Origin of the sequence: Massilia sp. CCM 8734, assembly GCF_011682155.1 — a bacterium.
Taxonomy (GTDB): Bacteria; Pseudomonadota; Gammaproteobacteria; order Burkholderiales; family Burkholderiaceae_D; genus Telluria_A; species Telluria_A rubra.
Window position 1 is genome coordinate 49093 of sequence record NZ_WHJI01000003.1, and the last position, 11935, is coordinate 61027.

Genomic DNA, 11935 nt, shown 5'->3' on the forward strand with positions numbered 1-11935 from the left:
AACGTGAGTGTGCCAGCCCGTCCGGGCTATGATGGGGCATTTCCAATCAAGCGGGAACCAACGACAATGAAAATCGCCATTTTCAGCACCCAGGCCTACGACCGGCGTTTTCTGGACGAAGCGCTGGCGGCACGCGAAGAGCGGCGGCATATCGAGCTTGAATACCAGGAAGCGGCGCTGGCGCTGCATACGGTGGCCTTGGCGCAGGGCTGCGATGCGGTATGCGCATTCGTCAACGACCGGCTCGACGCGCCGGTGCTGGAAGCATTGCACCAGTTGGGCGTGCGCGCGGTGCTGATGCGTTGCGCCGGGTTTAACAATGTCGATATCGAGGCCGCGCAGCGGCTGGGGTTTTTCGTGGCGCGCGTGCCGGCCTACTCGCCGGAAGCGGTCGCCGAACACACGCTGGCGCTGATCCTGACGCTCAACCGCAACACGCACCGGGCTTACGCGCGTGTGCGCGAAGGAAATTTTGCGCTTGATGGACTGCTGGGCAGCAATTTGCACGGAAAAACCGCGGGTGTGGTCGGCACCGGCAAGATCGGACTGGCGACGGCGCGCATCCTCAAGGGCTTCGGCTGCCGCGTGCTGGGGCATGATCCGTTTCCGGCGCCCGAGTTCGGCGCGCTGGGGACCATGGTGGACTTGCCGACCTTGCTGGCGGAATCGGACATCGTGTCGCTGCACTGTCCGTTGATGGACACGACCAGGCACATGATCAACCGCCACAGCCTGGCCGGCATGAAGCGCGGGGCGATGCTGGTGAATACTTCGCGCGGAGCGTTGATCGATACGCCGGCCGTGATCGCCGCGCTTAAATCGCGCCAGTTGGGGTTCCTGGCGATTGATGTGTATGAGCAGGAAGGGTCGCTGTTTTTCCACGACCGCTCGGGCGATATCATCGAGGATGATGTGTTCCAGCGTTTGATGACGTTTCCGAATGTGCTGGTGACCGGGCACCAGGGGTTCTTTACGGTGGAGGCGATGCGCGAGATTGCGGAAGTGACGTTTGAGAATATTGAGTGTTTTGTTAGCGGGCAGTCTTGCGCGAACGAGGTCGTACCATGATGCAAAAGTATCAATGCTGCATACTGAACTGTTTTCATTTTATTCTTTTCGGGCCTCGATGCGCTTAAGAATAACCCCCATGTCGCCAAATGGCTTACCCTCTTTAGATTTACCTTCAAGAAATATCGGCAGAATCAATTTTCCGCTTTTGGTCATCCATACTTTGAAAGAATGTTGCTTATTCAAGGAAACTAAAGAATAGGTGACGTGTTTAACTTCCGGCCACATTTTCGCCAGTTTGATATCATCAGCATGCCACCGATAAATTTCCACAATCATAAAATCTTTTTCAGTTTCGGAAACGCCTCCACCGCAGACAGAGTTCCAGTACCCCTTACAAAGATTTTCTTCTAGTGGTGACATAAAGGTAAACAACAATGTCTCACCTACGGGTCCCTCGAATCTATTCTTCTCAGTGTTGTAGGTTCCGGGCATTACTGCAGCGCCAGTCGATTCAATCTTAAGTTTTTGGCCCACTGGAAATGAAGCAGCCTGGTTTTCAAGCTGGATCGCCAAATTATCTGGGCCGGCAAAAAATTCCCGGAAATCGTGGGCCTCAACACGCCAGGTCCCGACAAACTGAGCAGTAGGATTTGTAAATTTCCTCATTTTTTGTTTTGCCTCGGCAGCATTTAAATAAGTCACAGAAAATACAAATACAAAAAGGTACATCACTCTGCTCATACCACCTCCCTCATATTATTTACGATTCAGCGCTGCATGCACCACACTGTTATTTCCGCGAATAACTGCATTGATCAGATCTTCACTTACCGTGCCGCGATTATATCCATCTAAAAGTAATGCTGTTTGCTGCTCCGTAGGCAATTCTGTAAATTTTTTCGCTCCCTTCTTAGTTGCTATAGAACTATAATCTTGAATTGTCTTATTTAGAAGCTCGCCATGGGCGACCTTGTTAAGAAAATGCGATTCATCCAGGGTAAGAACCAAGGGGTTCTCACGCAAAAATTGACATGCCTCTCCGCCAAATTTTTGAAAATATGGCGTAATTTTTTCATGCAACCTTATCAATTCCTCCTCCGGAATTTTTTGCGTACCAGTGTTTCTTCTTTTCATTTTTTGCAAAAAACCGTTAGGCGAATCTTGCCCCAAATCAACTCCAATCCCGACCGTTACCCCAGATCTGTTTTCTGGTTTTTTCCCTTTTGCCCCAGCTAGCCGCGGAATATTTTTTGACAGTGTCTTTCCGTAAAATACAATTTTCGGCTTATCTTCTTTTAAATATGGTCACCATGGAATGTAAGCCACCGTATGCTCTCCACCTTCCACTTTTGATAACCGATCAAAATCTATTTTTGTTCCATATGACTTATTCAACTCTTCACCCATCGACCTTGGAGTTGCTATTTTTTTCGCATCATTGGAAGGCACGCATATAGGCTGATGAAATTTGCATTTCTGAGATGCAACTCCTTTATGCGCCGCCATTTTTTTGTCAATCTCATCCGACAGAGCAACGTAATGTACATCCTTCTTTGATAACTTTACTTTTTGCTTGCTTAACTTATCTATCTCGTCATTCGCTAACTTGGCACTAACCGCGCACTCCTTTGCTTTCGCAACAAGATCGCGTTGGAGCTGAAGCTCATGTTTATCATATTCAGGAAGATTTAATTCCGACTTGGCGGGCCGTGGGGCAGAAACAGTTTTGCCCACTTTAAATTACCTCCTCGAGGTAAATCTCAATCCACGTCTGCGCGTAATTAATTTTCCCAATTTGGGCATAAGTCAAAAAATATTCGACAATAGAATTCACATCAACTTCAGAGCATCTCAGCATCTTCGCTCTGAGTACGAGGAATCCCAACAGCGAAATGGAAGAGGCATTATCAACACCGCTATGACGGCAACGGAAGTAGACTTCTTGCAAATCCAAAACCAACGTGGTGGGTAAATAATCGGTTGCGTGCGCATAATTGCTCCAATACCACGCCTCAACCATGAGTCCGGTCCAGACTCTACATTCCTGCCGCATGTCCCGCATTTCCTGTTCCTTGGTGAACTCGATCATTCCGCCCTCTCAGTATGGATCGATATCGCGTACCTCAAACTGCATCACACCTGGGTCAAAAATCCGGCTAATTAGGGATGTTTTCTTCCCAGTCAACCCGATAATTTTCCCGCTACCGGTATCCTCGAAATAGATCTTCCGGCACGCACTTCCAAAAAATTGGCCCAGCTGTTCGTTATTCGTCATCCGTACAAAACGTGCAAACGCCCGCGCGTCGTAATAGCGGAAATAGCACTCCACCCCCTCGCTATTCCTAACGAAGCTGTTTTTCTTCAATTGAATCTTGAGCGCGTCGCATCCCGCATCGGACTCCACCAGCATCGTTACGCCCCGGTGCCAGACCTGGTCAACGAATGCCATCGCATCCGCCCCGAACTGCGCGCAGGGAATCAAATACGGCGCCACGTTGCGCAGCGTGATTTCCTTGGTGCCGCTATACAGGCACTCGTGCGTCACACCGTCGCGCTGCAGATCGGACAGCAAACCGTTATCCGCCGCCGCGTCGTACAAGGCATACAGCGTCCCGCTATGCTCGCCGAGCAGCCGGTGCAGCGCCTTACGCGTGGCGTCGTCCGTCATCATCATCATTTCCCCGGTTGGACCGTCATCGCGCCTGCTTCGGCGGCCTCGATCAGGCAGGTTTCGTCCTTGTCCTTCCCAAACAAAACCGTCATGCAGCCGCCGCTGATGATGCCGTGGCAGCTGACCCGGTCACTCATGCACGCCGCCGGTTTGCCGTTGATCAGGACCGTCTTTTCACCCTCGACAATGGTGTCGCGCGCGCCGTTGTGCTGGACCTTGTCGCCAATGCACGATGCGGGCAGACTCCCGATCAGCACATTGACGCTGCCTTCCAGAATGGCGCCGCTTCCGCGCGGATGCGCCACGTCATCCGTTTGCCTGGCTGATGGTTTTCCCATTACTGACACCTCCTCAAACTGAAACGATTAGCTACCGCCGCCACCTTTGCCGGCGCCCTTCACCGCCGACGCGCCACCGACCACCGATCCCAGCACACCGGCAATGGCGCCGACGTCGCCGTTTTTGACCGCTTTCGCTGTCTGCGCGAGATTCTTGAGTTCCTTGAATATGGCCAGGGGACTCATTTCTCCGCTCATCAGCTTTTCCAGGCCGGCATCCACGCCGGACGTGCCCGCACGTCCGGAATCGACCAGCGACGATCCCGCAGCTGCCGCTGTATCCGCAGGCGCCTCCTGCTTCGCCCCCGGCGCGGCCGGCGCGGCTTTGGCGGCGCCGCAATTGAGCTGCACCAGGCCACCATCGGCATTGATCTGCGCGCTGCCCTGCAAATGAATCTGGGTACCTTGCAAAAAAATACTGCCATCGCTGCGCAGAACAATTTTGGCCGCGCCGCACACCAGTTCCAGATGCTCGCCCACCGACGTCACATGACTCTGGCCGATGGTCCGCGTTTCGGTTTTTCCAATACTGACTTCCTGCGTTTCGCCAACGGTCACCTTGCGCGATTTACCCACCGTCAGGAAGTCGCTCACCCCCACGGCGGTATTGCGCACCATCCCCACGATCAGCGAGTACGCAATGCCGATATTGGTCATGCGCGCCAGGCCGATATTTTCCAGATTGGCCATGCCGATGTTTTCCTTCTTCAGCTTCGCCACCTTGATCGACCAGTTTTTTCCGATCTTGTCGGTTTCGTTATTGCGAACGTGCTTGTCGCGGTTCTTGCCGATGGTGATGCGCTCGTTCTGATCGACCGTCTCGGTACGGTTGCGGCCTATATGGATGGTTTCGTTCTTGCCCACGTCCTCATCGCGATGGTCGCCAATGCTGATGGTCTCGTTATGGTCAACCCGCTCGCTGCGGTTGCGATGAACCGTCATGGTTTCGTCGCGGTCGACCGTCTCCGTGCGGTCGCGCTTGATATGATTGGTTTCGTCGCGATCGACCGTTTTACGCCGGTCGTTGCCGACCCATTTGTCTTCGTCGTGCTCGACTTCGGTCAACTGGTCTTTTTCGGCGTGCAGCCAGAGCTGCTCCTCGCCTTTCCTGTCTTCGAATCGCAGCGCATTGGCGTTCTCGTACGCCCCGCCGGGCGTGGAACGGGTCAGGATGCCGGACTGGGTTTTGTTATCGGGCAGCGTCCAGGGTGGCATGGTATTCACGTTCGGTACCATGCCGGTGATAATCGGCCGATCCGGATTGCCATCCATGAACTGCACCAGCACTTCCGTCCCGATGCGCGGAATGGTGGTCATGCCGAAATTGGCGCCAGCCCATGGCGTTGCAACGCGCAGCCAGGTGGAGCTTTTTTCGTCATTGCTACCCGCCCGGTCCCAGTGAAATTGCACGCGCACGCGCCCGTATTCGTCGGTGTGGATTTCTTCACCGGCGGGGCCGACCACGGTGGCGGTCTGGATGCCGTGAATGCGGGTGTCGCTGCTGTTATGCGCGTGCGGCGGACGCCAGGTAATGATCTTGCGAATCGCCTTGAACCGGTTCTCATAATGCGATGGCGTGGCGCCCTGGCGGTGGTAGTTATTGCTCGCGCTGTGATGGACTTCGGTAATCAGAAATTCGCGCGCCTGGGCGTCGTCGCCGGTCGTGGCGGCATCAAAGTGGCCGCACAGCCGGAACCAGCGACCGGGCATGGCATGCCGGTTATTGCCGCTGCCATCGAATTGCTTGCCGCCCGCTTCAAGCGCTTCGATCTGGCGCTGCGCGACTTCACGCGCATTGGCGCTGTTCTTGAAACCGTAAGCGCCGGCATATTCGTACGATTCGATCTGAAGGACGTCGCCTTGCTGTTGCACCGTCGGCAGCGAGGTAGTCGCGGGTTGGCCGGTCTTGAAATCATAGGATGCCAGCGCCACGCTGCCCTGCGTAATCTGGCGCCCGGGCGACCATTCGCCAATGCCATCCTCTTCGGCCGATCCGCCATGGCGCTGAAAAGCCACATCGGGATCGCCATCAATGGCCAGCGCACTGGTCGAATCGTCCGAGAGCACCAGTTTGTGGCCGTGTTCCGTATGCTCGAACCAATACAAGATGCCCGCCGTGGCCCAGCGCCGTTCCAGGTAATTGCTGTCGGTCTCGCCGAACTGGCAGGCGTCGGTCATGACCGTCGTGGCGCCGCCAACCCGCCAGTCCCAAGCGGCCAGGTTGCCGTAGTCGCTGAAAATGCTGGCGGTCTGCTGGTAAAGGGTGGTGTTATGAAACAGGTAGTTATCCTGGCGCATACCCAAGTAGTTATACCAGGGGCCGAGGCGCGCCTCGTAATATGAAACGCCGCCGTCGACCGTCTTCAGGCTGAATCCAAAAACAAGCCCGGTGAAATAGCGCATGCTGCCGTCCTTGCGCACCAGCTGCACGCACAGCATCTTTCCCTGCATGCTTTTGAGCTGGATATTCGGGTCATCCGACAGCAGCTCGACAATGTACTCGAATGGACGGGACAATCCTTCCGATGCGTCGATCGCGTTGACCAGCAACGGCGCTGCCGGCCCGTCGTCGTGCGGAAACGAGAGCCGCAGCAGGCGGTCGTGCTGGCGGTCGCTGATCAGGTCGCGCAGGCTGTTCGGCGCTTCGCTCATGCCGGCATCCTCCCATCCGTCAGGTCATGGAGCGGGCTGCGGCAGGGTGCGACGAAGGCGGCGGCTGGCATGGGTGTCCCGAAAAATTGAACGATTGGCGAAGGCGGATGTCTGACTATAAGCTTCGCATGTCATCGCTCAGATGACGGGGCGCAACGTTTCTATGGGGAATGTAAAATATGTCTGCCGTACGTGTCGGCGGGACACAAACAGGAGGGGATTAGTGCGATAAATACGACAAACAGGGAACGCGCCACGATGGCGATACAAGCCCTCCACAGTCCGCACCCGTGCATATTGCACCGGTGCGGACGGCGATCCAGGCCTTAGCGCTTGCCGGCGTTCTGCTCGTTTGCATCGCCCACAACAGGCGGTTTGACTCCGGCGGCCGGGGCCGGTGTTTTGGCGCCCACCTTTGCCCCTCCAGGCGTTGCGCCATGTCCGGCGCCGCCTGCCGACGTGTGGTCGTTGGCTTCGCCCGTCACCGGGGCTTTGGCGCCCTTGGCGCCGCCCTTGGTGCCGACCATGCCGGTCGCCGTGTGCAGGTGCTGTTCTACCGTCGGCAGCATTTTGGCGGCCAGGGCTTTGACGTCCGGGTCTTTGGCCTTGGCTTCAAATTTTTTCAACGCCGCGTGCACGGCCTTGTGATCACCCACGCCCGCCTGGGCCATGTAGGCCTTGTCGAAGGCATCGCCGTTCAGCTTGCCCAGCTTGGCGGCCATCGCCTTGTGTTTGCTGTCGAGCTCGGTTGGGAGTGTGACGCCTTTGGTTTGCGCCAGTTGCGTCACGTCGTTCAGGGCCTTGGTGTGGTCATCAATCATTTGCTGGGCGAAGGTTTTAACTTGTGCATTCTGGCTGTTGGCCAGTGCCAGCTTGCCGGCCTCGATTTCCGCCATGTTGGCGCGTGCCATGTCGGCCACGATTTTCTGGTCCGCCTTGTTCAGCGCGCTCGCTGCGGGGGTGTTCATGGTCGCCGCGCCCGTCTGGGCGTAGCTGCTTACCGGCAGGGCGAAAGCGGTGGCAACGGCGGCGCCGAGTACACATTTGATCAACGTCGTTTTCAGCATGCGGATCTCCTTGAATAGAAATAGTGTCATTGAAACAATAGCGCTGCGGAGCCAGTCTAACTGTGTAGGCATTTTCTCAGCGCTCGGTAGCCAACACGCAAGCTTACTTTCTGGCTGGCGATGAATCGCAGCGGGCGCTATGTTCGCAAGGGGACCAAAACGGGGCCGGGGTGGAGATCAATGACGCGGATGGCATGCGATGAGTCGTCTTGCGCGCTCACTGCAATGAAGGGCAAGGCCGTAATGAAGGGAAAATCGCGCAGGATCGCGTGGCCGCGGAACGAGATATTGCGCGGCGTTTCGGGCACGTCGAGACCGCGCCGCGATTTGAACCACTGACGCTCGCTGTCGACCAGGGTGAGCAGCGCGATCGGGCAGCCGAACGCGCGCTGGGCGGTACGCGTGATGCGGTCGAAACGCTCTTCGGGCGGCGTGTCGAGGATATTCAGGCCGCGCAGTGCGGCCGTGCGCGCGCTTTCATCGGCGCGGACTGGGGCATCAAGCAGGCAGACGGGCGCCGGGCCGGCTTGTTCCAGCCCTGTGGTGCGTTTCCGCCGGAAAGTTATATATTAGTGAATACTGATCGGTTTACTATATTATCGCCACTGCCCGCACCTGCCGGCCCCTTATAAAAACGACGACACGAAGGAATTACATGAACATCACCTCCAAAGCATTGCTGTTTGCTTCATGCCTGTTTGGTGCGGTATTGCTGCAAGGCTGCGGCGCCACCAAAATCAAGGCTTCTTCGACCAATAATCCACCGCCCTCCGAAGCGTTTTCGGCGTTCGGCCGCATCGAAGTGCGGCCGGTAGTGTTCGGACCCGATGTCAGGGCCGATCCGGATGGGCTGAACAAGATCGAGGCGAATATTCAAAAAGACCTGTCGGCGTCGCTGCTGGAGTGGAACGCGCGCAAGGCCAACGGCCGCACCCTGGTGATCCAGCCCGTCATCGAACAGATGAGCTTCAAGCGCGGCGCCAAGCGCGTGTTCCTGGGGCCGCTGGCGGGCAGTTCCGGCGTGCTGCTGCGCCTGAACATCACCGACAACAAAGGCCGCACGATCGCCAATCCCGAATTCTTCCAGCGCGCCGGCGCCATGTCGGCCGGCTTTACCCTCGGCGTGCACGACAACCTGATGCTCACCCGCGTGGCCAACCTCGCCAGCCGCTATGTGATCAATAATTACAGCCGTGCCGAAGGCGGCGCGACCGGCGCCGACGACCATGCGGTTGCGCAGTAAGCGGCAATTTTCAATCCAGCAAAAGCGGCCCTGCAAGGGCCGCTTTTCTTTGGGCGCCGTACAAACAGTTTGTTTGATCCAGTCGGCACAGCGAGGACCGGCGCGGGTGGACACTAGCTTCATGGCGGAGTAGCAAAATGGCAATGCACCAGCCTGCAAAGCTGGGGAAGCCGGTTCGATTCCGGCATCCGCCTCCATCTCCCAGCACGATCCGGCGAAAAGGACTTTGTTGATGAACCGATCCAGGCTCCACCACCCACTTCTGCCGGCGGCGCTGCTCGCCGGCCTGGCCCTGCCGCTGGCCGCGGCCAGCGCCCCTGCCGCCAGCGTTGCCGCGCAGAGCGCCAATTACCACTACTACGTCGCCAGCAACGGTTCCGATGCCAATCCCGGGACCGCGACCCAGCCCTTCGAAACCATCGTGCGCGCCTCCAGGGTCGCCCTGCCCGGCACCACCGTGCACGTGGCGCCGGGCACCTACGCGGGCGGCTTTCGCACCACCATGAGCGGCAGCGCCGGACGGCGCATTTCGTACATCTCCACCACGCGCGGCGGCGCCCGCCTGGTGCCGCCGCGCGGCTCGCTCACCAAGATGGCGTGGGAAAACCGTGGCGACTTCGTCGACATCGTCGGCTTCCAGGTCGACGGGCGCAACGCCCACGGCGGCGTGCGCTGGACCTACGGCATCTACAGCGCCGGCTCGGACTCGCAGATCCGCAACAACCACGTGCATCATGTCGGCCAGGACGTGCCCTGCACCAGCGCCGGCGCGGCCGGAATCAGCGTCGACAGCTACTACAAGGGCCACCTGAGCACGGTCAGCGGCAACACCGTGCACGACATCGGCCCGACCGACTGTCGCTTCGTGCAGGGCATCAACATGAGCACCACCGGCAGCGTCACCAACAACGTGCTGTTTACCATCGGCGGCGCGGCCATCCAGATGTGGCACGACGCCACCAACGTCATCGTCAGCCACAACACGATCGCGCGTTCGATGACGGGCATCCTGGTCGGCGGCGGCGACCCCTACTACATCAAGGGGCCGAACGATTTCACCAACGTCCACAACAACATCGTGTACGACAACAAATATGGCATTTCGGAACAGGGATCGACCGGCCCGCACAACAGCTACCGTAACAACCTGGTGTATCTGAACGCCGCCGCCGACTGGCAATTGAACAATGGCCTCAAGCACCTTGGCACGGTGGCGCAAGCGCCTCAGTTCATGCGCTACGGCAAAGGCGCGCTGCCCGACTTCCGCCTGCGCGCCGGCTCGCCCGGGGTCGGCCACGGTACCGGCGAGCACGCGGCCGCGGCCGACATCGCCGGCAAGCCGCGCGCCAGGGACGCGCCGATCGATATCGGCGCCTACCAGCGCTAGGCGGCGCGCCAAGCGGCGCGCCAAGGCGGGGCGCTGGCAGCCTGCGCGGCGGGGGAACGGCCGGGGAAATTGTCCCGGCTTTTTTGTTGGCGGGCGCACGCCGCGGGAAGCTTCGATCCGTACGGCAACAGCGTGCAGGGAAACAGTTGTCTTCTGTAGAATCGGCCCACTCCCATCCTCGCGCCGAAGCTTCTCATGACGACTACCCACTGGTTCATCCTGATCGGCTGCCTGATGCTGGCGCGGGGCCTGATGGCCACCAGCATTGCCCGCCTGCCGTTCACGTCGGCCATCGTCTATCTGGGCGTGGGGCTCGGGCTCGGGCCGATGGTGCTGGGCATTTTTTCCTTCAGCCCGGTCGAGCAATCGCACCTGCTCGAAACCCTCACCGAAATCGCCGTGCTGGTCTCGCTGTTCTCGGCCGGGGTCAAGATGCCGGTGCCGATCTCGCGCCAGCGCTGGATGCCGGCAATCCGCCTGGCCTGGGTCTCGATGAGCCTGAGCGTAGGCCTGATCGCGGCCTTTTGCTACTACGTGCTGGACTTGCCGCTGGGCGCAGGCGTGCTGCTCGGCGCCATCCTCGCGCCCACCGACCCGGTGCTGGCGACCGACGTCCAGGTGCGCCATCCGGACGACCGCGACCGGCTGCGCTTTACCCTCACCTGCGAAGCGGGCATGAACGATGGCTCGGCCTTCCCCTTCGTGATGCTGGGCCTGGGTCTGCTCGGCGCGCATGAACTGGGCGACTTCGGCTGGCGCTGGGTGCTGGTCGACGTGCTCTGGGCCACGCTGGCCGCGATCGCCATCGGCACCCTGGGCGGAGCGGCGCTGGGCCGCATCGGATGGATGCTGCGCGGCAAAGACCCCAAGCACGAAGTGCTCGACGACCTGGTCGGCCTGGGCCTGATCGGCGTCGTCTACGGCCTGAGCGTGGTGTTTGTGGCCTGGGGTTTCCTGGCCGTGTTTTTTGCCGGCGTGGCCTTGCGCCAGACGGAACTGGTGTTGTCCGGCGCCCACAAGGACCGCCAGGGCTTGCTGGTGCCCGAAAAAACCAGGGATGATTCGGGCGCCGGAGCGCCGGCCGCCGAAGCAGCGCCGGTCGGGGTGCCGCTGACCGTCAGCGCCGAATCGCTGGTGTTCAAGGAGCATCTGGAACGCCTGTCGGAACTGACCCTGGTGCTGCTGCTGGGCGGCATGGTGTCGATGCACGACTGGAACTGGCGCAGCGTCGGCACGGCCCTGTTCCTGTTCGCCGTGGCAAGGCCGCTGAGCGTGATGATCGGCCTGGCCGGCTCGGACAGCTCGATGCGCATCCGCGGCATTACCGCCTGGTTCGGCGTGCGCGGCATCGGCTCGCTGTATTACCTGATGTATGCCCTCAACCACGGCCTGCCGGCCTCGCTCACGCGCGAGCTGATCCAGATTACGGTGGTCGTCATCATGCTCTCGATCGTCGTGCACGGCACCAGCGTCAAGCCGCTGCTCGATCGCTTCTGGAAGCGCAAGCGGCAGTAAACCGGGCGCCGGCGCGGCCATCGCGGCACACCTGCGCCAGGCCAAACCGGG

General features: G+C 59.0%; 12 protein-coding genes, 1 tRNA gene and 1 pseudogene. 5 read left to right on the plus strand and 9 right to left on the minus strand.

What is annotated here, in order from left to right:
* The first annotated feature begins 66 nt into the window (after positions 1 to 66).
* A complete protein-coding gene (locus tag F2P46_RS03950) occupies positions 67 to 1068 on the plus strand; it encodes a 2-hydroxyacid dehydrogenase (RefSeq protein WP_166885443.1) in 1002 nt (333 codons plus the stop codon).
* 39 nt (positions 1069 to 1107) lie between these two features.
* Here the strand turns inward: F2P46_RS03950 and F2P46_RS03955 are convergent, their stop codons facing one another.
* The 9 genes and pseudogenes from F2P46_RS03955 to F2P46_RS37460 all read right to left on the minus strand — a co-directional run.
* On the minus strand, positions 1108 to 1752 hold the full coding sequence (locus F2P46_RS03955) for a hypothetical protein (protein WP_166885445.1): 645 nt from the start codon (positions 1750 to 1752) through the stop codon (positions 1108 to 1110).
* Between the two features lie 15 nt (positions 1753 to 1767).
* Positions 1768 to 2289, minus strand: coding sequence for a pesticin C-terminus-like muramidase (locus F2P46_RS03960; protein ID WP_166885828.1), 522 nt, complete (start codon positions 2287 to 2289; stop codon positions 1768 to 1770).
* Positions 2290 to 2316: 27 nt separating this feature from the next.
* Positions 2317 to 2745, minus strand: a complete 429-nt coding sequence (locus tag F2P46_RS03965) for a hypothetical protein (RefSeq protein WP_166885447.1) — start codon at positions 2743 to 2745, stop codon at positions 2317 to 2319.
* 1 nt (position 2746) lies between these two features.
* Positions 2747 to 3100 carry a hypothetical protein gene (locus tag F2P46_RS03970; RefSeq protein WP_166885449.1) on the minus strand — a complete coding sequence of 118 codons (354 nt, stop codon included), beginning with the start codon at positions 3098 to 3100 and terminating at the stop codon, positions 2747 to 2749.
* Positions 3101 to 3109: 9 nt separating this feature from the next.
* Positions 3110 to 3682: a DUF4123 domain-containing protein gene (locus tag F2P46_RS03975; RefSeq protein WP_166885451.1), complete on the minus strand. Its 573-nt coding sequence runs from the start codon at positions 3680 to 3682 to the stop codon at positions 3110 to 3112.
* 2 nt (positions 3683 to 3684) lie between these two features.
* The gene (locus F2P46_RS03980) at positions 3685 to 4020 is read right to left on the minus strand and encodes a PAAR domain-containing protein (RefSeq protein ID WP_166885453.1); all 336 of its coding nucleotides are present in this window, start codon (positions 4018 to 4020) and stop codon (positions 3685 to 3687) included.
* 27 nt (positions 4021 to 4047) lie between these two features.
* Positions 4048 to 6672, minus strand: coding sequence for a type VI secretion system Vgr family protein (locus tag F2P46_RS03985; protein WP_166885455.1), 2625 nt, complete (start codon positions 6670 to 6672; stop codon positions 4048 to 4050).
* A gap of 326 nt (positions 6673 to 6998) precedes the next feature.
* Positions 6999 to 7739, minus strand: a complete 741-nt coding sequence (locus F2P46_RS03990) for a DUF4142 domain-containing protein (RefSeq protein ID WP_229509040.1) — start codon at positions 7737 to 7739, stop codon at positions 6999 to 7001.
* 260 nt (positions 7740 to 7999) lie between these two features.
* Positions 8000 to 8245: pseudogene (locus F2P46_RS37460) on the minus strand (GGDEF domain-containing protein); the annotation flags it as partial.
* Between the two features lie 149 nt (positions 8246 to 8394).
* Here F2P46_RS37460 and F2P46_RS04000 point away from each other — a divergent pair.
* The 4 genes from F2P46_RS04000 (at position 8395) to F2P46_RS04015 (ending at position 11884) form a co-directional block, all read left to right on the plus strand.
* Complete coding sequence (locus F2P46_RS04000) at positions 8395 to 8982, plus strand: hypothetical protein (protein WP_166885458.1); 588 nt, start codon at positions 8395 to 8397, stop codon at positions 8980 to 8982.
* A 123-nt stretch (positions 8983 to 9105) separates the two neighbouring features.
* Positions 9106 to 9179: transfer RNA gene (locus F2P46_RS04005), tRNA-Cys, on the plus strand.
* 35 nt (positions 9180 to 9214) lie between these two features.
* On the plus strand, positions 9215 to 10369 hold the full coding sequence (locus F2P46_RS04010) for a DUF1565 domain-containing protein (protein ID WP_166885460.1): 1155 nt from the start codon (positions 9215 to 9217) through the stop codon (positions 10367 to 10369).
* 195 nt (positions 10370 to 10564) lie between these two features.
* Positions 10565 to 11884 (plus strand): sodium:proton antiporter, encoded by a 1320-nt coding sequence (locus tag F2P46_RS04015; protein ID WP_166885462.1) that lies wholly within the window; start codon positions 10565 to 10567, stop codon positions 11882 to 11884.
* Positions 11885 to 11935: the final 51 nt, after the last annotated feature.